The organism is Janthinobacterium sp. SUN033, assembly GCF_030397595.1.
Lineage (GTDB): Bacteria > Pseudomonadota > Gammaproteobacteria > Burkholderiales > Burkholderiaceae_D > Janthinobacterium > Janthinobacterium kumbetense.
In genome coordinates this window covers 1,261,158-1,281,587 of the sequence record NZ_JAPQNV010000001.1, presented here as the reverse complement: position 1 = coordinate 1,281,587, position 20,430 = coordinate 1,261,158, and the positions used below count along the sequence as shown (strand labels likewise).

At 67.2% G+C, this 20,430-nt stretch carries 15 protein-coding genes; 11 read left to right on the top strand and 4 right to left on the bottom strand.

Going from position 1 to position 20,430, the window contains the following annotated elements:
* Positions 1-8 precede the first annotated feature (8 nt).
* Both OX460_RS05935 and OX460_RS05930 read left to right on the top strand, forming a co-directional pair.
* The gene (locus OX460_RS05935) at positions 9-1,589 is read left to right on the top strand and encodes a methyl-accepting chemotaxis protein (RefSeq protein WP_289898040.1); all 1,581 of its coding nucleotides are present in this window, start codon (positions 9-11) and stop codon (positions 1,587-1,589) included.
* A gap of 107 nt (positions 1,590-1,696) precedes the next feature.
* On the top strand, positions 1,697-2,233 hold the full coding sequence (locus OX460_RS05930) for a CPBP family glutamic-type intramembrane protease (RefSeq protein WP_099664098.1): 537 nt from the start codon (positions 1,697-1,699) through the stop codon (positions 2,231-2,233).
* Positions 2,234-2,344: 111 nt separating this feature from the next.
* Here OX460_RS05930 and OX460_RS05925 read toward each other — a convergent pair whose 3' ends face one another.
* Positions 2,345-3,838: an MFS transporter gene (locus OX460_RS05925; protein WP_289898039.1), complete on the bottom strand. Its 1,494-nt coding sequence runs from the start codon at positions 3,836-3,838 to the stop codon at positions 2,345-2,347.
* 109 nt (positions 3,839-3,947) lie between these two features.
* Here OX460_RS05925 and OX460_RS05920 point away from each other — a divergent pair, with 109 nt between their 5' ends.
* The 6 genes from OX460_RS05920 to OX460_RS05895 all read left to right on the top strand — a co-directional run bounded on the left by OX460_RS05920 (position 3,948) and on the right by OX460_RS05895 (position 13,807).
* A complete protein-coding gene (locus tag OX460_RS05920; RefSeq protein ID WP_289898038.1) occupies positions 3,948-4,868 on the top strand; it encodes a LysR family transcriptional regulator in 921 nt (306 codons plus the stop codon).
* 291 nt (positions 4,869-5,159) lie between these two features.
* Positions 5,160-8,198 (top strand): calcium-binding protein, encoded by a 3,039-nt coding sequence (locus tag OX460_RS05915; protein WP_289898037.1) that lies wholly within the window; start codon positions 5,160-5,162, stop codon positions 8,196-8,198.
* Positions 8,199-8,287: 89 nt separating this feature from the next.
* Positions 8,288-10,474 carry a type I secretion system permease/ATPase gene (locus tag OX460_RS05910; protein WP_289898036.1) on the top strand — a complete coding sequence of 729 codons (2,187 nt, stop codon included), beginning with the start codon at positions 8,288-8,290 and terminating at the stop codon, positions 10,472-10,474.
* Positions 10,471-11,814, top strand: a complete 1,344-nt coding sequence (locus tag OX460_RS05905; protein ID WP_289898035.1) for an HlyD family type I secretion periplasmic adaptor subunit — start codon at positions 10,471-10,473, stop codon at positions 11,812-11,814. Before OX460_RS05910 ends, OX460_RS05905 begins: the two co-directional genes overlap by 4 nt.
* The gene (locus OX460_RS05900; RefSeq protein ID WP_289898034.1) at positions 11,804-13,243 is read left to right on the top strand and encodes a TolC family protein; all 1,440 of its coding nucleotides are present in this window, start codon (positions 11,804-11,806) and stop codon (positions 13,241-13,243) included. The genes OX460_RS05905 and OX460_RS05900 overlap by 11 nt, the downstream gene beginning before the upstream one ends.
* 63 nt (positions 13,244-13,306) lie before the next feature.
* Positions 13,307-13,807 (top strand): VOC family protein, encoded by a 501-nt coding sequence (locus OX460_RS05895; RefSeq protein WP_251349222.1) that lies wholly within the window; start codon positions 13,307-13,309, stop codon positions 13,805-13,807.
* On the opposite strand, the gene OX460_RS05890 is transcribed toward OX460_RS05895, so the two are convergent.
* The 3 genes from OX460_RS05890 to OX460_RS05880 all read right to left on the bottom strand — a co-directional run bounded on the left by OX460_RS05890 (position 13,804) and on the right by OX460_RS05880 (position 17,822).
* Positions 13,804-16,299: a TonB-dependent siderophore receptor gene (locus OX460_RS05890; RefSeq protein ID WP_289898033.1), complete on the bottom strand. Its 2,496-nt coding sequence runs from the start codon at positions 16,297-16,299 to the stop codon at positions 13,804-13,806. The genes OX460_RS05895 and OX460_RS05890 overlap by 4 nt on opposite strands.
* A 66-nt stretch (positions 16,300-16,365) precedes the next feature.
* Positions 16,366-17,319 carry a FecR domain-containing protein gene (locus OX460_RS05885; RefSeq protein WP_289898032.1) on the bottom strand — a complete coding sequence of 318 codons (954 nt, stop codon included), beginning with the start codon at positions 17,317-17,319 and terminating at the stop codon, positions 16,366-16,368.
* The gene (locus OX460_RS05880; RefSeq protein WP_099664089.1) at positions 17,316-17,822 is read right to left on the bottom strand and encodes a sigma-70 family RNA polymerase sigma factor; all 507 of its coding nucleotides are present in this window, start codon (positions 17,820-17,822) and stop codon (positions 17,316-17,318) included. The genes OX460_RS05885 and OX460_RS05880 overlap by 4 nt, the downstream gene beginning before the upstream one ends.
* 175 nt (positions 17,823-17,997) lie before the next feature.
* Here OX460_RS05880 and purT point away from each other — a divergent pair, with 175 nt between their 5' ends.
* The 3 genes from purT to OX460_RS05865 are packed head-to-tail and all read left to right on the top strand — an operon-like array spanning position 17,998 to position 20,430.
* A complete protein-coding gene (purT, locus tag OX460_RS05875; RefSeq protein WP_289898031.1) occupies positions 17,998-19,230 on the top strand; it encodes a formate-dependent phosphoribosylglycinamide formyltransferase in 1,233 nt (410 codons plus the stop codon).
* Between the two features lie 43 nt (positions 19,231-19,273).
* A complete protein-coding gene (locus OX460_RS05870) occupies positions 19,274-19,987 on the top strand; it encodes a DUF6058 family natural product biosynthesis protein (RefSeq protein ID WP_289898030.1) in 714 nt (237 codons plus the stop codon).
* A complete protein-coding gene (locus OX460_RS05865; protein ID WP_289898029.1) occupies positions 19,984-20,430 on the top strand; it encodes a DUF6678 family protein in 447 nt (148 codons plus the stop codon). Before OX460_RS05870 ends, OX460_RS05865 begins: the two co-directional genes overlap by 4 nt.

The window sequence follows — 20,430 nt, the reverse complement described above, 5'->3', positions numbered from 1 at the left end:
TAACAACAATGATGTCATTCAATCGTTTGACGATAGGCGCGCGCCTGAGCGCAGGCTTCGGGCTGCTGGTGGTATTCATGCTGGTGCTGGCGGCTTTCGCGCTGCTGCGCATCGGCGCCATCTCCGGCGCCATGGACGCGCAAGACAAAGTACAGCTGGAAAAACTCGAACCGCTGTATGTGGCGCGCGAAGCGCTCGACCAGACGGGCCTGGCCGCCCGCAACGCGTATATCTTCCATGACCAGGCCGCCGCCGAAAAAGAGCTGGCCATCCTCGACAGCCAGAAGGCGCTGTACCTGGAAGCGCTGGCGCGCCTGGCGCCGCAGTTCGCCGGCGATCCGCAATTCGAAAAAGTCAGCGCGGGCTTGAACACCATGGCGCAGCAATTGCAGCGTCCGCGCCAGTTCCGCGCCACGGGGCAGATGGAACAGTACGGCACCTTCCTCGTCGAGGAGTGCAGCCCCCTGCGGCGCCAGATCGTCGCCGACATCGATACCGTGCTGAAAAACGTGCAGCGCGAATCGGAGCTGGCCAGCGTGGCCGCGCGCGCCATCTACGGCCAGTCGCTGCGCTGGATCGGCGTGCTGGCCGCCCTCAGCGTACTCATTTGCATCTTTGTTGCCACCGTCATCACGCGGGGATTGCTGCGCCAGCTGGGCGGCGAACCGGGGTATGCGGCCTCGATCGCGGGGCGCATCGCGCTCGGCGAACTGGCCATCGACGTGCACACGCGCCACGGCGACGACAGCAGCCTGCTGTTTGCCATCAAGACCATGCGCGACAACCTGGCCGCCATCGTCGGCAAGGTGCGCCACGGCACGGAAAGCATCGCCACGGCCTCGACCGAGATCGCCTCGGGCAACCGCGACCTGTCGCAGCGCACGGAGCAGCAGGCCGGCTCGCTGGAAGAGGTCGCCTCATCGATGGAAGAACTGATTTCCACCGTGCGCCAGAATGCGGATAACGCGCAGCAGGCGAACCACCTGGCGCGCGAAGCGTCGAAGGTGTCGGAGCAGGGCGGCAAGGCGGTGGCCGAAGTGGTGCACACCATGAGCCTGATCAATGCCTCGTCGAACAAGATCGTCGACATCATCGGCGTGATCGACAGCATCGCCTTCCAGACGAATATCCTCGCCTTGAACGCGGCCGTGGAAGCGGCGCGCGCGGGCGAGCAGGGACGCGGCTTCGCCGTCGTCGCCACGGAAGTGCGCAACCTGGCGCAGAGGTCAAGCGCCGCCGCGCGCGAAATCAAGCTGCTGATCGACGATTCCGTCAGCAAGGTGGGCACGGGAACCTTGCTCGTCGAGCAGGCCGGTGTCACCATGCATGACGTGGTGGCCGGCATCGGCCGGGTGACGGGCATCATGGCCGAGATCAGCCACGCCACGCAGGAGCAGGGCGCCGGCATCGAGCAAGTCAACCGCGCCATCGTCGACATGGACCGCGTGACCCAGCAAAACGCGGCCCTGGTCGAGCAGGCGGCCGCCGCCGCGCATGAATTGCAGCAGCAGGCGGCGCAACTGGAACAGGAAGTGGGCATCTTCAAACTGGCCAAGCCGGCCAACGGTCCGTTGCGCCTGGCGGCCTGACGCCGATAGCGCGGCAGCGCGGCGCGCCATGCGCCGCGCTCCACAGCCATGCGCGAACAGTCGTATTCCGCGCTACAATGAGCGCTGGATCACCGCCAGGACTACTCATGCAAGTGCGCAGCAGCCATGATCTCTCCAGCCCGGACGACGACGGTCCGGCGCCGCCCGTGCTGCAGCTGGCCCTTGCCGGCCTCGGCTGGGGGTTACTCACCTGCATGCTGTGCTTTGCCATCCTGTTCCTCACCAAATGGTTGTTGCCGCCTGAATACTGGGGTGCGCACACGGGCTTGTCCAAATTCAAGCGCGAAATGTCGCTGCCCCTGCTGGTGTTCTGGGTCGTCATCTATTCCCCCATCCTGGAAACCTTCCTCGGCCAGCTGCTGCCGCTGGAAATCCTCCGGCGCCTGGGCGCCAGCCGTCAGCTGAGCATTTTTATCGGTGCCATCCTGTGGGCCATCGTGCATTTCATCAGCGGCGGCTTGTTGCACGCCATCGTCGCGCTGGGGTCGGGCGCCATGTTCAGCTTTGTCTACCTGCGCTACCGCGGCCCCAGTGTGGCCGTGGCCTACGCCACAACGACTTTTTCCCGCGCCTGCAATAACATCGCCATCCTCGTTGCCGTGTTCTATGGCCTGGACGCCTAGGACGCCTGCCCAAACCTGCTGCGCGTCGGTATAGATGGCCTGCGATGCTCACCGTACCTGAGTACGGTTGCGCTTCTCGACCACCTCTACCTTCCGCTCGCGACGGTTTTGTCAAGCGTCGTGAAGTTCTCTTTTCTTGAGTAAATACGGCACCAGCGCCGCCAGCGCCACGGCCAGCACGGCCAGGCCATTGAGCAAATGGCGGAAGGCGGCGTCATAGCTGGCGCGCAGCAGCGCTTCCTGGCCGCCCAGCAGCTGAGTTGCCTGTTGGATATCACCGAGCGCGGCGCGGCTGGCGGCGGCCAGCACGGGCAGGCCGGCGGGCAGCTGGCGCTGCAACGCGGCGCCGATCAGGCTGGCCAGCACGGCGCCCGCCAGGGCCAGCGCCACGCCATCGGCGCTGATGCGCACGGTATTGAAGATGCCCGTCGCCATGCCGGCCCGCGGCGTGTCCACCACGTTCAGGGCCATGCCATCCATCAAGCCCCACGGCAAGCCGATGCCGGCGCCCACCAGCAGCAGCGGTCCCGCCAGCGCGGCGGTGCCGCCGTTGCCCAGCACTTGCGCCAGCCAGGCCAGTCCGGCGGCGGCCAGCAGCAATCCCGCCGCGCACACGGTGCCGGCCTTGACCCAGCGCAACAGCAGCGCCGCCAGCATGGGCACGACCAGCAGGGGCGCGGCCAGGGCGATCATCAGGCGGCCCGCCGCCAGCGGCGACACGCCGTCGATGCCGATGAAGCGCCCCGGCAGCATGACGATCAGGACGATGAACAAAAAGGCGGGCGAGGCGGCCAGCACTTGCACGGCGACAAAGCGGCGCTGGCGGAACAGGGTCAAGTCCAGCATGGGCCGCGCCGTCCTGCGTTCGACCGCGACAAACACGCAAAACAGCAGCGCGGACGAGGCGATGGACAGTTGCACGGCCCCGTTGCGCCAGCCATGTTCGGGCGCCAGCAGCATGCCCAGGGTCAACAGGGACAGCGCGCCGCTGAAGCTGAGGGCGCCGGGCCAGTCCAGCCGGCCCTGGGCACGGGGCGCATCGGCCGGCACGCTGGCCAGCACCAGCAGCGCGCCGATGGCGCCCAGCGCGGCCGTGGCGTAAAAGATGGCGGGCCAGCGGGCCAGTTCCAGCATGGCGCCGGCCGCCAGCGGGCCGAAGGCCAGGCCCAGGCCGAACGTCGTGCCCAGCACGCTCATCACCCGGCTGCGCGCCGCGCCGTGGAACAGGGGCGCCAGCGACGACATGGCGGCGGCGAACGCGGCCGCGCCGCCCAGGCCCTGCACGAAGCGCAGCGCGGCGACCAGCGCGACGGACGGGGCCATGGCGATGGCCAGGGTGGCCGCGCAAAACAGGGCCAGGCCCGCCAGCCAGACGCGGCGCCGGCCCAGCACGTCCGTCAGGCTGCCGGCCACCATCATGGCGCTGCCATAGCTGAGGATGTATGCATTGATGACCCAGTTCAGGGCGGCGGCGCTGCCGCGCAATTCGGCGCCGAGGGCGGGCAGCGCCACGGCCGGGCCCGTGAAGCACAAAGGAATCAGCAAGCCTGTCAGGCAGGCGGCCAGCACTTGCAGGGCAAGCGTCAAACGTGGGGAAGAGGGCATGGAAGTGGGCTCGGAGAGAAGGAGCGGCAAGTATGGCGCGCCCGTCATTGAAGAAAAATGGGCTAAACTGATCAACATATCGGACACATTTGTCTTTAATGGGGAGCGCATGGATAGTCTCGGCGGCATCGCCATGTTTGTACAGGTGGCCGACAGCGGCAGTTTCTCGGCCACGGGCCGGCTGCTGGGCCTGTCTTCGTCGGCCGTGGGCAAGAGCGTGGCGCGCATGGAGGCGCGGCTGGGCGCGCGCCTGTTCCAGCGCAGCACGCGGCACCTGGCGCTGACGGCGGAAGGGGAAAAATTCCTGCAGCGCTGCAAGCGCATCCTGGCCGAGGTGGACGCGGCCGAGCGGGAATTGAGCGAGGCTAGCAGCGGCCCCAGCGGTCGCCTGCGTATCAGCCTGCCACGCTACAGCGGCTTGTTCGAACCGGCCATCGGCGCTTTCATGCAAGCCTATCCCGCCATCGAACTCGATCTCGATTTTTCCGACGCCATGGTCAACCTCGTCAGCGACGGCTTCGACGCGGCCGTGCGCACGGGCGAGCTGGCCGATTCAAGCCTGATGCGGCGCAAGCTATGCACGTTCCGCCGCTTGCTGGTGGCGTCGCCCGCCTATCTGGCGCGCCATGGCTGGCCCGCCGATGGCGCCGCGCTGCTGCGGCACGCCCGCCTGGACTACCGTTTTCCCGCCACGGGCCGCCTGGAGCCGTGGCCGCTGATGGATGCGCTGGCCCAGCCGGCGTCCGGCATGGTGTGCAACAGCGTGGAAATGCGCGTCTTCCTGGCCTTGCAGGGGCAGGGCATCGCCTACCTGCCCGCGTTCGCCGTGCAGCGCGAGCTGGCGGCGGGGCAACTGGTTTCGCTGCTGGACGCGCATACGCAGGCGCGCACGGCATTCTGGCTGCTGTGGCCGGCCAGCAGCCATTTGCCGCCGCGCTTGCGCGTGTTCATCGATTTCCTGGTGGCGCAGCTGCAGGATCAGACGTTCGGCGCCCGGCCGTCAAGCGAGAGTTCTGTCCCTGCCGCCTGAAACCATACGCCATCGCAGCGGGCGCGCCCGCGCGCTTCCTTCCCCGCCTCCCTTCCACCATGCAGTGTGACATTTGCATGACAAATAACAGTGCTACACCCGCTTGAACGTCAATACGGCGTGCATGCGAGGCGGCGTTCAATCGCGCGCCGTCCCTGCGCCGAAAGTGCCGGACCGTTGAAGGTGCACGCTGAACTGCAAGTGGAGGCGGCCGGAACTTTTGCCTTGCATGTCAGCTTGCGCCGACATATTCACTCTTGGTTTTGACGTTTAATGACAGGAAACTGCAACATGACTGAAAAATTTGCATCGCAAACTTCCACCGCTGCCGACGGCATGTCCGCCATCGAGGCATACCTGAACAGTGTCGCGGCCGCTCCGCAGCGCTTCATCGGCACGGCGAACGCGGATGTGCTGACCGGCACCACGGGCGCGGACGTGCTCGAAGGCCTGGCCGGCGACGACACGTATTACGTCAACGACAGCGGCGACGTGATCGTCGAACTGGCCAACGGCGGCAACGACAGCGTGTACACCAGCGTCAATTACACGGTGGCCGAGAATGTGGAGAGGGTGTACCTGACCGCCGCCGGGCTGACCGTCACGGGCAGCGCCAATACCAATAATATCTTTTACATCGACACGGCTGGCAGCAACAGGATCGATGGCGGCGGCACGGGCAACTCGGTCGTGTATATCGGTTCTCGCACGGGCGTGACGGCAACGCTGCTGGGCGCGAATGACCCTCTGACGGCGCCTGCGGGCAGCGACGTGCTGCTCAACTTCGCCAACCTCATCGGCAGCAAATTCGATGATGTGCTGACCGGCAATGAACTTAAAAACAGTCTCCTGGGCGGTATTGGCAACGATACCTTGCGCGGTGGCCAGGGCGATGATCACCTGATTGGCTTGGGCGGTGACGACACCTATATTTTTGCCCGTGGCGATGGTGCAGATTTCATCACCGAAATGGCCGAAGCGGGGGCGCACAACGTCGTTTCCTTCCTGGCCGGCGTCAGCGCCGACCAGCTGTGGTTCCGCAAGGTCGGTTCGAACCTGGAAGTGAGCACCATCGGCACCGGCGACAAGATCACCATCGGCGGCTGGTACAGCGAGGGCATCGTGCCCCGCATCCAGGAATTCCGCACGGCCGACGGCCGCGTGCTGCTGGGCAGCGACGTGCAAAACATGGTGCAGGCGATGGCGGGACTGACGCCGCCGCCGCTGGGCCAGCTGACTTTGCATGTCTACGAAGCCACCGTCCTGGCGCCCGTGCTGGCGCAGAACTGGCGCACCGAGGGACCAAGCCAGCCCGCCAATGGCAGCTTCACCGGCACGGCGAATCCCGACATCATCAAGGGCACGGCGGGCGCCGACGTGATGGCGGGCCTGGCCGGCGACGACATTTATTACGTCAACCATGGCAACGACGTGGTAACTGAACAGCCTGGTGGCGGCCGCGACACTGTCTACACGACCGTCAACTACACCATGGCCGCCAACATCGAAGAACTGCACCTGGCCGCAGCGGGCCTGGGTGTGACGGGCAACGGCAGCGGTAACGTCTTTCACGTCGACGTAGCCGGCGGCAACTTGTTGTATGGCATCGGCAGCAATAATTCCGCGACCTATGCCGGTTCCAGGGCGGGCGCCACGGCGACCATCGCTCCCGTCGGCGGCAGTACCGCGTTCCTGCCTGGCAGCGATGTGCTGGTCAATATTTCCAGCGTGACAGGCAGCGCCTATGACGATGTGCTGATCGGCAACGAACTGGCCAACAGCCTGTCCGGCGGCCTCGGCAACGACACCTTGCAAGGCGGCCAGGGTGCCGACACGCTGGCCGGCGGCCTGGGCGACGATACCTACGTGTTCGCCCGCGGCGACGGCGCCGACGTCATCACCGAGCTTTCCGCCGACGCCGGCTACGACGCCATCGCCTTCCTGCCCGGCGTGAACATCGACCAGCTGTGGTTCCGCCAGGTGGGCGCGGACCTGGAAGTGAGCACCATCGGCACGACGGACAAGATCACCATCCGCGCCTGGAACGCGGCCGCGCCGAACATCGAGGAATTCCGCACGGCCGCCGGCCACGTCCTGCGCGGCGCCGACGTGCAATCGCTGGTGCAGGCGATGGCGTACCTGGCGCCACCTGCGCTGGGCCAGCTGACCTTGCCTGCCGCCACGGCCGCCGCCCTGGCGCCCGCGCTGGCCCGGGCCTGGCACTTCAACGGCCCCACGCAGCCGACGGGGCAAACCTTCACGGGCACGGCGAATGCCGACGTCATGTATGGCACGGCCGGCGCCGACCTGCTGCAGGGCCTGGGCGGCGACGACACGTATTACGTCAACCACGGCGGCGATTTCATTGACGAACGGGACAACGGCGGCAACGATACCGTGTTTACCACGGTCAACTACACGGTGGCCGACAACGTCGAGAATGTGCGCCTCGGGGGCTCTGGCCTGACCGTGACGGGCAGCTCCTTCACCAACAACATCTTTTTCGTTACTACCCCCGGCGGCAACGTGCTCGACGGCGGCGGTGCGGGCAACGCGCTCAATTACGTCAACGCAAGCGCTGGCGCGACGGTTGCCTTCGCAGCCGTAGGCACGGCACTGGCGGCGCGTCCGGGCGTGGATGTGGTGGCCAATTTCAACGCGGTCGTCGGCAGCAAGTTCGATGATGTGCTGATCGGCAATGAACTGAAGAACACCCTGCTGGGCGCCCTGGGCAACGATATCTTGCAGGGCGGCAAGGGCGACGACGTCCTGGCCGGTGTGCTGGGCAACGATACCTATATCTTCGCCCGCGGCGACGGCGCCGACATGATCAACGAGGCCAACGAGGCGGGCAGCCGCGACGTGGTGTCCTTCCTGGCCGGCGTCAGCGCCGAGCAACTGTGGTTCCGCCAGGTGGGCACGAACCTGGAAGTGAGCACCATCGGCACCACGGACAAGATCAGCATCACTGGCTGGTATGCGGCGACTGGGGCGAGCATCGAGGAATTCCGCATGGCCGATGGCCGGGTCTTGCTGGGCAGCCAGGTGCAAAACCTGGTGCAGGCGATGGCCAGCCTGACGCCGCCGCCGGCTGGCCAGCTCACCTTGCCTGCCGGCACGGCCGCGATCCTGGCGCCCGTACTGGCGCAGAACTGGCGCGCCGCGCAACAAACCCAGGCCGCCAGTGCGGGCGGCTTTGCCGGCTGGCAAGCGGATGCGTCGCAACTGGTGCAAGCGATGGCCGGCTTTGCCGTGCCGGCGGCCGCATCGGCGCCGTGGTCGGCCCATGGCGGCCCGGCGGCGCAGATCCAGCTGGCGGCGGCCCACTAACGGCTAGCTAGCCGTATCGCCACTTACGCAGCCAGGCCGGCTTTGCACGTGCCGGCCAGGCTGCGCCATTGAATTTCTGACATGATCCGATGACCGCATTTTCATATCGCCACGATACGTCCCCCCTGGAACCTGCCGCGCCCGACACGGGCTTGCTGTCGCTGCTGCTGATGGCCAGCCTGCATGGCATTGCTGCCGACGGCGCCCAGCTCAAGCACGCATTCGGCCAGTCCGTGTTCACGCGGCAAACCGTCTTGCTGGCCGCAAAACAGCTGGGCTTGACGGCCAAGCTGGTGCAGCAAGCGCCTGAACGGCTGGCGCAGGCGCCGCTGCCGGCCATCGCCATTGGCCACGACGGCCGTTTCTTTGTCCTCGGCAAGGTCGACACGGGCGACGGCGGCGTGAGCAAGGTACTCGTCCAGCATCCGGGCCAGCCGCCGCAAATCCTGGGCCGCGACGATTTCCTCGCCATCTGGTCGGGCGAACTGATCTTTTTCACCAGCAAGGCCAGCTACGCGGGCGAGACGGCCCGCTTCGACTTCAGCTGGTTCATCCCCGCCATCGTCAAATACCGCCGGCTGCTGGGCGAAGTATTGCTGATTTCCTTCGTGCTGCAGCTGATCGGCCTGGCCACGCCCCTGTTTTTCCAGGTGGTGATGGACAAGGTGCTGGTCAACCACGCCATGCAGACCCTGAACGTGGTGGCCATCGGCCTCGTGTGCGCCATCGTCTTCGAGGCCGTGCTGGGCCAGATACGCACCTATGTCTTTGCGCGCACCAGCAGCAAGATCGACGTGGAACTGGGCGCGCGCCTGTTCCGCCACCTGCTGGCCTTGCCGATCGCGTATTTCCAGGCGCGCCGCGTGGGCGATTCCGTGGCCCGCATCCATGAATTGGAAAGCATCCGCTCCTTTCTCACCGGCAACGCCATGACCCTGGTGCTCGACGTGCTGTTTTCCTTCATCTTCATCGCCGCCATGCTGTGGTACAGCGCCGCGCTGAGCGTGATCGTGCTGGCCTCGATTCCCGTGTATGCGGCCCTGTCGATGCTGCTCACGCCCGTGCTGCGGGGGCGCTTGAACGACAAATTCAACCGCAGCGCGGAAAACCAGTCTTTCCTGGTCGAAACGATCAGCGGCGTCGACACGGTCAAGGCCATGGCCGTCGAGCCGCGCTGGCAGCTGCAGTGGGAAAAACAGCTGGCCGGCTACGTGTCGGCGGGCTTGTCGGCGAACAATATCGGCATGCTGGCCAGCGGCGGCGTCACCCTCGTCAGCAAGCTGGTGACGGCCGCCATCATGTGGTGGGGCGCCACCCTCGTCATCGACGGGAAAATGACGGTGGGCGAGCTGGTGGCCTTCAATATGCTGGCCGGGCAGGTGGCTTCGCCCATCCTGCGCCTGGCGCAGCTGTGGAACGATTTCCAGCAAGTGGGCATTTCCATGAGCCGGCTGGGCGATATCCTGAATGCCCGCACGGAATCCGGCGGCCTGGGCGGCAGCCAGAAGGCGCGCATGCCGCGCATCGCGGGCGTCATCGAATTCCAGCAGGTGGGTTTCCGCTACCGGCCCGATGCAGCCGAGGTGCTGCGCGACGTGTCGATCGCCATCGCGCCCGGCGAAGTGATCGGCATCGTCGGGCGTTCCGGCTCCGGCAAGAGCACCCTGACGCGGCTGGCGCAGCGCCTGTACATCCCCGAACGGGGCAGGGTGCTGATCGACGGGCAGGATATCGCCGTCATCGACACGGCCTCGCTGCGGCGCCAGATCGGCGTGGTGTTGCAGGAAAATATCCTGTTCAACCGTTCCGTGCGCGACAATATCGCGCTGAGCGACCCGGCGCTGCCCATCGACGCCGTCATTGCCGTGGCGAAACTGGCGGGCGCCCACGATTTTATCTGCGAGTTGCCAGAAGGCTATGACACCATGGTGGGCGAGCACGGCACGGGCCTGTCGGGCGGCCAGCGCCAGCGCATCGCCATCGCCCGCGCCCTCGTCGGCAACCCCCGCATCCTGATTTTCGACGAGGCGACGAGCGCGCTCGACTATGAGTCGGAAAAAATCATCCAGGACAATATGCGCGGCATCTGCGCGGGGCGCACCGTGCTGATCATCGCCCACCGCCTGTCGGCCGTGCGCGAGGCGCACCGCATCGTCGTCATGGAGCGGGGCCAGGTGGCCGAACTGGGCACGCACAACGCGCTGCTGGCCAGGCCGAACGGCATCTATGCCCACCTGTACGGCTTGCAGCAGGGAACGACCGGGAGCGCCGCATGAGCGCCGGCCACCGCCTGGCCGCGTATGGCGAACTGCTGGCCCGCTATGGCCAGGTGCTGCGGCACAGCTGGCGCAGCCGCGCCACCCTGGGCGGCCCCGTGCTGAGCGAAGACGAGGCAGCCTTCCTGCCGGCCGCGCTGGCGCTGCAGGAACGGCCCGTGTCGCCGTCGCTGCGCTTCACGGCGCGCGTGCTGATGCTGCTCGTCGGCTGCGTGGTGCTGTGGGCCGTCTTCGGCAAGGTCGACATCATCGTCAATGCGGCGGGCAAGATCATTCCCTCCGGCAATACCAAGACCATCGCTTCCGTCGACGTGGCCGCCGTGCGCGCCCTGCACGTGCGGGAAGGGCAAGCCGTCAAAGCAGGCGAGCTGCTGGTAGAGCTCGACAGCCGCGGCCCCGACGCGGAGCGCGACAAGGCTGCCGGCGACGCCGTGGCGGCCGCGCTGCAAATGGCCCGCTCGCGCGCGCTGATCGCCGCCGTCGACACCGTGCGCGCGCCGAAGCTGGCGCCGCCCGCGGAGGCTTCCGCCGCCGACGTCGCCGCCGCGCAGGCGCATGTGGACGGTCAGTACGCGAGTTTCCGCGCCAGGCTGGCCCATCTCGATGGCGAAATCGCCCGCTATGCGCAGGCGCTGCCGCTGGCGGTGCAGCGCGCCAGCGACTACAAGGCGCTGGCGGCCACGCGCGACGTGGCCGAACACGCGTGGCTGGAAAAGGAGCAGGCGCGCATCGACCTGGCGGGCCAACTGGCGTCGGCCCGCAGCGAACGGGCGGCCCTGGTCGCGCAGACGCGCAAGGATGCGTACGACGCGCTGGCGGAAGGGGCCAGGGTGGCGGCCGCCAGCGGCCAGGATGCGCGCCGCGCCGGCGCCCGCGGCAGCCTGCTGCGCTTGACGGCCCCTGTCGACGGCACGGTGCAGCAGCTCAAGCTGCACACGGTGGGCGGCGTGGTGCCTGCCGCGCAGGCGCTGATGCAGATCGTGCCGCGCCAGGGCCGGCTGGAAATCGACGCCATGCTGGAAAACCGCGACGCCGGCTTCGTGCAGGAAGGGCAGGCGGTCGCCATCAAGGTCGACGCTTTCGACTACACAAAGTATGGCACCGTGGCCGCTGTCGTCAGCAGCGTGTCGCGCGACGCCATCGAGGACGAGAAGAAGGGCCTCGTGTATGCGGTCAGGATCACGCTGCAGCAGCCGGCCATCGCCGTCGACGGCAGATTGGTGCCGCTGTCGGCCGGCATGGCCGTGCGCGCGGAAATCCGCACGGGCACGCGACGGGTGATCGAATACGTGCTCTCGCCGCTGGTGCAGCACCAGAAGGAGGCGCTGCATGAACGCTAGATGCCGCGCCGCCTTGCTGGCTGCCGTCTTGCTGGGGGCCTTGCCCGCGCAGGCGCAGCCGCCGATGGAGTTCAATACCGCGCCATGTCCGTCCACCTGGGAGGCCGAAGCACAGCTGACCTTACCATTGACCCTGCCGGCGGCCGTCGACCTGGCCCTGTGCCGCAACGCGCAGGTGCACGGCGCCTGGGCCGGCATCCGGCTGCAGGCGGCCGGCGTGGGCGAAGCGAAAGCCGCCTATCTGCCCACCCTGAATGGCAGCCTGAGCCGCGTGCATGACCGCACGGCCTATCCCGGCGCCAGAACGGCTTCCAGCAGCCTGGACAGCAATACGGGTTCGCTCAGCCTGTCCTGGCGTCTGTTCGACTTTGGCGGGCGCGCGGCGGGCCAGCGGTCGGCCCAGGCCTTGCTCGATGCGGCCCTGGCCAACCGCGACGCCGTGCTGCAAAAGACCCTGGCGGCGACGGTCAGCGCGTATTTCGATGCGCAGACGGCGCGCGCCAGCGTGCGGATGCGGCAGGCATACGAGGCGCTGGCCCGGGAAACGGTGCAGGCGACGCAGCGGCGCGCGCAGCGGGGCCTGGGCTCGCACAGCGACACCCTGCAAGCGACGAGCGCGCTGGCCAAGGCGGCCCTGGGCGCCAGCCGCGCCGACGGCGACGAGCGCAAGGCCCGCGCCGTGCTGGTGTACACCCTGGGCTTGCCGGCCGGCACGGCGGTGCTCGTGGACGACGACGGGGATGGCGCCGGGGCGGGCTTGAACGCGGGCTTGCGCGACGACTTGGGCGCCTGGCTGGCGCAGGCCAGGGAACGGCATCCGGCCATCGTGGCGGCGCAGGCGCAGCTGGCGGCCGCGCGCGAGCGGGTGGCCGTGGCCCGTTCGGAAGGCCGGCCCAGCATCGACCTGACGGCGAATCTGTACCAGAACGGCCGCCCGAACCAGGGCTTGTCGCCCGCTTCCACGCGCGAAACCTTGGTGGGCATCTCGCTCAACATCCCCCTGTTCGACGGTTTTGCGCGCCACTACAAGGTACGCGGCGCGCAGGCGCAGGCCGAGCAAAGGGAGGCGGAGGCGCAGGAGGTGCAGCAGCAGACCCTGATGGACCTGGTCAGGACGCATGCGGAGGCGAGCACGGCTCTGGCCAACCTGGCCGCGGCGCAGACGTGGCTGGACGCGGCGCAGGATGCGCTGGCCAGCGTGCAGCGCAAGTTCGGCCTGGGCGCGGCGGACATCCTGGAAATGCTCAATACGCAGTCGGCGCTGCTGGAAGCGCAGCAGGAACGCATTCGTTGCCAGGCGGAATGGCGCTCGGCCCGGCTGCGCCTGCTGGCCAGCGCCGGCATGCTGGGACGCGCCGATATCGCGCAAGAGGGTGGCGCAAGCGGCGGCACAGGCGGCGGCAAATTGCGCGCCTCGACGGCGCGATAGTGACTATGATGGAGCACTGGCCTTCCCGCACAGGGAAGGTGTTCTGCTTCGGCCAAGGGAGACATCATGCACAGCGTACAAAAGATTACCCCATGTTTATGGTTCAACGGCAACGCCGAGGCGGCGGCCCGGTTTTACACTGAAATATTTCCCAATTCAAAGATCGGCCAGATCCTGCGCTATGGCGAAGAGGGCAGGGAAATCCACGGCCAGGAGCCGGGCAGCGTGCTGACGGTGGCGTTCGAACTGGACGGCCAGACGTTCACGGGCTTGAATGGCGGCCCCCTGTTCCAGTTTTCCGAGGCGATCTCGTTCCAGGTCAATTGTGAAACCCAGGACGAGGTCGACCATTACTGGCGCCTGCTGTCCGAAGGGGGGCCGCCGGAAGCGCAGCAATGCAGCTGGCTCAAGGACCAGTTCGGCGTGTCCTGGCAAATCGTGCCCACCCTCATGATCAAGCTGCTGACCGATCCCGATCCCGTCAAGGCCGGGCGCGTGATGAAGGCTATGATGGGCATGAAAAAGATCGACATTGACGAGATCAAGCGGGCGTACGCCGGTTAGAAGCTGGCCCGCAAGGTCAGCTGCGCGTTGCGCGGATCGCCATAGTAGCCGCTGCCGTACAGGCCGTAGCCACTGTAATAACGCTTGTCGAAGACATTATTGAGATTGAGCACGGCACTGAGCCCCTTGCCGAACTCGTAGCGCGCCATCAGTCCCGCCACGCCAAAGCTGCCTTCGTCGGCGCGCGCCGGCACGTCGCCCGTCAGGACGGTGTGGTAATAGGTCCGGCCTTGCCAGTTGATATTGCCGCCCACGCTCAAGCGGCGCCAGTCGCCGCCCAGGCGGTAGCTGGTCGCCAGCTTGACGCTGCGTTCGGGGCGCGTCGTATCGATGCGCCGGCCATCCTTGTCGCGCGGGCGGCTGAACGTCGCGCCCGCCTGCACTTGCCAGCCAGGCAACAACTGGCCCGCCACTTCCAGCTCCACGCCGCGCGTGGTGGTGCCGTCGATGGGGCGGTAGACTTCCCGTTCGTTGGCGTCCGTGCCCACGTAATCGGCCAGGTTGTCTTGCTGGATGTGAAAGATGGCCACGCTGGCGTTCAGCTTGCGCTCGAAAAACTCGCCCTTGATGCCGCTTTCCCAGGATTTGCCCGTGGTGGGCGGCAGCGCCCTGGCATTCGCGTCGCTGACCGATTGCGGCTCGAAGATGCTGGCATAGCTGAGATACGCGGAATACGTGCCGTTCAAGTCGTAGACGGCGCCCGCATACGGCACCAGCCGGTGTTTTTCCTTCGCGTCGTCGCGGCCCGTGCCGCCCCAGCCGTAGATCAGGTCGCCCGTGCGCTCATAGCTGTTCAGGCGGCTGCCGAAGATCAGCGACAGACCATCGGCCGGCTTGAAGCGGGCCGCGCCGTACGCCGCATACTCCTTGAAGCTGTATTTTTGCGTCAGGCTGACGGCCATGCTCGCCGGCAGCGGCACATTGTTGTTCCAGTGGCGGTAATCGATTTCCACATTGCCGCCGCCATACGCCAGGTAGTCGGACGTGCGGTGACTGGCGTTGACGCCCAGCACCAGCTCATGCTGGCGGCCCAGCCACTGGAATGGTCCCGTCGCATACGCATCGAGCGAATTGCTGTCGATGACATAGGTTTTCGCGCCCCGCTGCACGGTAGCCAGGCCCGTGGCCGGGTTTGGATACGGTCCCCAGCTGATGATATTCGCCTGCAATTGGTCCGTATCGCCTTTCCAGTGGCTCGCTTCCGCCTTCGCTTGCCAGCCGTTGTCGAACAGGTGCTCGGCGGCGGCGAACACGCGCGTGCTGGTGCTGCCCGCGTCCGTCCAGCGCGCGGCGGGGTTGAAGGCGCGCGCGAACCGCGTGCGGCTGCCATCGGCGTAAAACAGGGGATTCTGGCCGAACGACGACCCCTTCGAATCGATTTTCTGGTAATCGATGCCGGCCAGCACGCGCGTGCGCGGCGTCACATCGGCCTCGATGACGCCGTACATCACGCTCTTGTCCTGCTGGTAATAGTCGATGTAGGAGCCGTGCTGCTGGTGCGCGGCCACCAGGCGCGCGCGCACGGAACCGTCCGCATTCAAGGGGCCGGAGACATCGGCTTCCGCGCGGTAGCGGTCCCAGCTGCCGATGCCCGCCTGCGCATACGCCTGGAACTGGCGCGTGGGTTTCTTGCGCACCAGGTTGACGGCGCCGGCCGGGCTGCCGGCGCCGCTCATCAGGCCATTCGCGCCGCGCACCACTTCCACCCTGTCGTAGATGGCCATGTCGCGGATGCCCAGGCCGTTCGAATTGGTGCTGAAATCGAAGGTGGGCACGCCGTCATACTGGAAGCTGTTCAGGCTGAAGCCGCGCGCATAGTAGTTATAGCGCTCCGTATCGTCGTGCGAAACGGTCACGCCCGGCGTCTGCTGCAGCACGTCGGCCAGGCTCAGCACGCCCTGGTCATCCATCTGCTGGCGCGTGATGACGGTCAGCGATTGCGGCGTTTCGCGCGGCGACAGGGTAAAACGCGTGGCCGTGCCGGCCAGCGCCGCCGCATAGGCGCCGCTGCCTTCCGTTTCCAGCGCCGGCTCGCCGCCGGCCGTGACCGTGATTTCGGCCAGTTGCTGCGCGCCATCGGCCGCCGCGTTCGCCGACCTGGGCAGCGGGCGCAGGACGAAATCGTTGGGCGCCAGCCGCAGCGCCGCCAGGCCGCTGCCGGCCAGCAGCGCATCGAGACCGGCCGCGGCGCTGTAATTGCCGGCCAGGCCGGCCGTGCGCAAGCCGCGCACCTCGGCCGCCTGGTAGGTGAGCGTCAGGCCCGCCTTGCGCGCCAGCTGTTCCAGCGCCGCATCGAGCGGGCCGGCGGCGATCTGCAGGGTGTACGTGGCGCTGGCGCTGCTGGCCTGCGGCGGATTGTGCTGGGCCAGGACGGGCGGCGCGCCGAGCAGCAGCAGGGCGCCGGCGACGGCGCCGGCCAGGCGGGAACGGGCTGGAAATCGCGCGGGAAGCGGGGGGAATGGCTGGGGGCAGGGCAGGAAAGAGTGGTTCATAATCGCTATCAAGTTGGGGGGTATCAAGCTGTATGCCGTGCGGCCAGCCCGATCCCCTCATCTTTTTTACGCTTTTTTCAGCGTGACCCAGAAGCGCGTGCGGTACACGGCCACGATGGGCTGCGTCTGCAGCAGCACGCGCAGGGCCCGCTCGGGGTCGTCCAGCTGGAAGACGCCGGAGACGGGCAAGCTGGCGATATCGGCGTCGCACAGCAGCAAGCCGTGCCGGTGGCGCGCCAGTTCGGCCACCAGCTGGCCCAGGGGCATGTCGCGCGCGGCAATCACGCCGTCGAGCCAGGCGGCCGGATCGTCATGCGGCGGTTCGCGCCAGGTGCGCGCGCCATCCGTCACGACGCTGTCGCCGGCTTGCACCAGCACGGGACTGGCCACGCCTGTGCTTGCGCCGGCCTGCAGCTGCACCGCGTGTTCCTGCACGGCCAGGCGCGTCAGCATGCCGTCGGCGCCGCCGAGACGGCGCACCGTGAAGCGCGTGCCCAGCGCCAGCATGCGCGCTTCGCCCGTGTCGACGAGAAACGGCCGGCGCTGCGGGTCGGCTTGCGTGGTGACGGCAATTTCGCCATGCAGCAAGGTCAGCAGCCGTTGCTTGCCGTCAAAGCGCAGCCTGACGGCCGTTCCCGCATTCAGGTGCAGCAAGCTGCCGTCCGGCAGGCGCGCGGCCAGGTGTTGCCCCGTGCCCGTGCGGTAGTCGGCGCGCGTGTCGATGGCGAACCAGGCGGCCGTGCCGGCAAAGCCGATGCCGGCCAGCACTTTCAAGGCCTGGCGGCGCTGGCGGCGGCGCGCCAGGCTGGCGTCGAGGGTGGCGCGGCTCGCTTCCGGCGGCAAACCCGAGAATTGATTGCCGATGGCGGCCAGGCGCTGCCACGCCTGTTCGTGGCCGGGATCGGCATCGCGCCAACGCTGCAGCGACAGCAGGGCGTCCGGCGTGGCGCCGTGCATCTGCAGGCGCACGGCCCAGGCGATCGCTTGCTCGACGGGGTCATCCTGCAAGGCGGCCGTCACTGGAAATACACGCGGTAGCAGGCGCGCCAGGCACTGGCCAGGTCGCGCTCGACAGTGGCCAGCGAGACTTCGAGCCTGGCGGCGATGGCGGGACCCGTCAAGCCGTCCAGCTGGGCCAGCAAAAAGGCCAGCCTGGCGCGCGGCTTGAGGGCGTCGAGCGCCGTATCGAGGCGCACCAGGGTGTCGATGATCAGCAGCCGCGTTTCGGGCGACGGCGCCGTCTGCTCGGGCAGGGCGGCCAGCGCCTGCAGGTAGGCGTATTCCACGTCGCGGCGCCGGTAATGGTCGATCACCAGGCCTTGCGCGATGCGCGTCAGGTAGGCGCGCGGTTCGCGCAGGGCCGGCTGCGGCCGTTCGCGCCGCTGCAGCAGGCGCAGGAAGGTATCGTGCGCCACGTCGGCCGCATCGGCGCCGCAGCCCAGCTTATGCCGCAGCCAGCCCTGCAGCCAGCCGTGGTGGGCGCGGTACAGGGTGGCAAGGTCGGGCGGTGCGGCAGGGTTCATGGCGGCTGGGACGATGGTCGGCGATAGTTAATTGAGAATCATTCTCAATTATTGCATTGACTGCGGGCGCTGGCAAGTGCCGCCGCCAGCGCCTGCACGGTTGGCGCACCCTGTCCAAGCGGGCCGGCATTTGTTATAGTCCCAGCCATCTTTCCATCCGCCTACAGACCCTGCCATGACCACTCGCACCACCAGCAGCACCATCGCGCCCCGCACCTTCGGCACACCGCTGTCGCCCACCGCCATCAAAGTCATGCTGCTCGGTTCCGGTGAGCTGGGTAAGGAAGTGATCATCTCGCTGCAGCGCCTGGGCGTGGAAGTGATCGCCGTCGACCGCTATCCGGACGCGCCGGGCCATCCGGTGGCGCACCGCTCGCACGTGATCGACATGAGCGACGGCGTGGCGCTGGCCGCCTTGATAGCCCTGGAAAAGCCGGACCTGATCGTGCCGGAAATCGAAGCCATCGCCACCGATACCCTGGCTGCGCTGGAAGCGGCCGGGCAAATCACGTGCATTCCGAACGCGCGCGCGGCCGTGCTGACGATGAACCGCGAAGGCATCCGCACCCTGGCCGCCGAAACCCTGGGCGTGGCCACGTCGCCGTACCGCTTCGCCAGCAGCCTGCAGGAGTTGCAGGATGCATGCCGGGAAATCGGCTTCCCGTGCGTGGTGAAACCCGTGATGTCGTCGTCGGGCAAGGGCCAGTCCAAGCTGGATGGCGCCGCCGAGGTGGACGCGGCGTGGGCGTATGCGGCCAGCGGCAGCCGGGTCGATACGGGCCGCGTCATCGTCGAGGGTTTCATCGACTTCGATTACGAAATCACCCTGCTGACGGTGCGCGCCGTGGGTGCTTCGGGACAGGTCGAGACGCAGTTTTGCGAGCCGATCGGCCACCTGCAGGTGCACGGCGACTACGTGGAATCGTGGCAGCCGGCCCGCATGGCGCCGCTGGCGCTCGAACGGGCGCGCGAAATCGCGCGCAAGGTGACGGACAACCTGGGCGGCCTGGGCCTGTTCGGCGTGGAGCTGTTCGTCAAGGACGACATGGTGTGGTTCTCGGAAGTGAGCCCCCGTCCGCACGACACGGGCATGGTCACCATGGCCAGCCAGGTGCAGAGCGAATTCGAACTGCACGCGAAAGCCATCCTCGGCTTGCCCGTCAACGTGGCGCTGCGTTCGCCCGGCGCCTCGGCCGTCATCTATGGCCAGCTGGAAGCGAAAGGCATCGCCTTCGAAGGCGTGGCCGACGCCTTGAGCGTGCCGGGCGCGGACTTGCGCCTGTTCGGCAAGCCGGAATCGTTCGCCCGCCGCCGCATGGGCGTGGCGCTGGCCACGGCCGACGATATCGACACGGCCCGCGCGCGCGCCGTGCTGGCCGCGTCCAAGGTCAAGCCGGTCGCGCCGTAAGCGTGTTGGCCGATACAACAGTCATCAACATGGAAGCCGGCGCATGACGGAACTCGATCATTATCTCGCGCAGCACTATCTGGACGAGAGGCAGCTGGCGGCCGCCGCCGCCATGACCATGGAAGAAATCGACGCCCTGATCCAGGCCCGCCAGGTTCCCGCGCCGGCATACGTGGTCGATGCCAGTGGCAATCTGTGCTCGTTCGTCTTTGGCGCCATGGCGGCGCCCGGGTCCAGGGCCGGCCGTTATTTTCCGCCGTCCCAGCTGGCCTGGATCGCCGTGGCGCGTGACGCTGTTGCCGGCGATGCGGAAACGGCGCCAGCGCGCCTGCAGGCGCAATTTGCGTCGCGTTACGGGGCCGCGCTGGCGACCCTGAACCTGACGACCTGGCGCCTGCGCGACAGTTTCGACGACAGGGGCGCGCCGATCGCGGAGGGCTTGCGCGCCCGCACCGACAGCGCCTGGACGTATTTCTTGAACGGCACGTTTTCCCTGTGCGTGGCCAATCCCATGTCCGAGGCGCACATCGCCTGGAAGGAAGTGCTGCAGGAAAAGCTCGCGCAGCAGAGCGGGAATGGCAGCAAGACGCTGTTGCCGCAAGCGCAGGCGCAGCAGATGCATGCGCTGATCGATGCCTATGCGGCGGCGGCCATGCCATTTTCGCCCATCGAATACGCCTTGAGCAGCCGCAAGCGCCTGGTCGAGGATCTGCGGGCGAACCTCCGCGTGAGCGACGCGCAGGAGACGCCCGCATGATGGCATCAGCGACGCACGGCCTGCCGCAGGCCGATGCGGGCGGCGACGACGTCAAGCGCAAGCTGCGCGGCCACATCGCGCGGCGCAACCTGGCCGGCGCCGCCAACGACTGCAAGTGGAACGCGTTGCTGGCCTTCATGCGCGGGCAACCCGACTGGGCGCCGTCCTACCGTTACGGCTCCGTCACCGGCTATGTCTCGCGCTGGGATACGGAATGGGATTACCACCCGCCGTTTCCCTTCCTGGGCGTGGAATGGTTCGACATCAGCCTGTACTCGGAAGAACACGTGGCCATGCTGCTGCCCAAGAAAATCATCGACCATGGCGTGTGGATCGTGCCGGAACTGGCGCGCATCGGCTTCGATTTCGAGGTGCGCGACCGGGTGGCGCGCATCTGGGGCTACTTGCCACGCTCGTACCACGATTTTCCACCCGCCGATTAA